The organism is Streptomyces apricus, assembly GCF_008369065.1.
Lineage (GTDB): Bacteria > Actinomycetota > Actinomycetes > Streptomycetales > Streptomycetaceae > Streptomyces > Streptomyces apricus.
Window position 1 is genome coordinate 1 of the sequence record NZ_VDFC01000093.1, and the last position, 705, is coordinate 705.

Annotated in this window: 1 protein-coding gene; it reads left to right on the plus strand. The window is 75.6% G+C overall.

The window, feature by feature from the left end:
* Window positions 1-577, plus strand: a 577-nt coding sequence (locus tag FGF04_RS37475; protein WP_149515865.1) for an HD domain-containing protein, incomplete at its 5' end; no start/stop codon positions are given.
* Between the last annotated feature and the right edge of the window lie 128 nt (window positions 578-705).

Sequence of the window (705 nt, forward strand, 5' to 3'; positions counted from 1 at the left end):
CCTCCCCGACCCCGCCCCCTACGCCGACGACCTCCTCGCCCGCTGGTCGGAGCCGCAGCGCCGCTACCACACCCCCGACCACCTCACCGCGGTGCTGGACCACGTCGACCTGCTGGCGGGGGCCGCCGCCGACCCGGACCTGGTGCGGCTGGCCGCCTGGTTCCACGACGCGGTCTACCGCCCCGACCGCTCCGAGAACGAGGAACGCTCGGCCCGGCTCGCCGAGCGCGCCCTGCCCGAGGCCGGCCTGTCCGCCGCGGCCACGGCGGAGGTCGCCCGCCTCGTCCGGCTGACGCTCACGCACGCCCCGGCCGGCGACGACCCCAACGGCCAGGTCCTGTGCGACGCCGACCTCGCGATCCTCGCCTCGCCGGACCACGCGTACGCCGCGTACACGGCGGCGGTCCGCCAGGAGTACGCCTTCGTGCCCGCGGACGCCTTCCGCGAGGGCCGCGCCGCGATCCTGCGCCAACTCCTGGAGCTGCCCCGCCTGTTCCACACCCCGTACGGGGCGAAGGAGTGGGAGGGCCCGGCCCGCCGGAACCTCACGGGCGAACTGGCCCTGCTGACAGGCTGAACCCGCCCGGCGGAATGGCATCTCCCGCGGCGGGGTTGGCACCTGACATGCCCGTCCCCACGCGCAAGAACACCGGCACCAGTGCCCGAACCGGTCCCCGTCCCCATCCCCGTAACGACATCCGTACC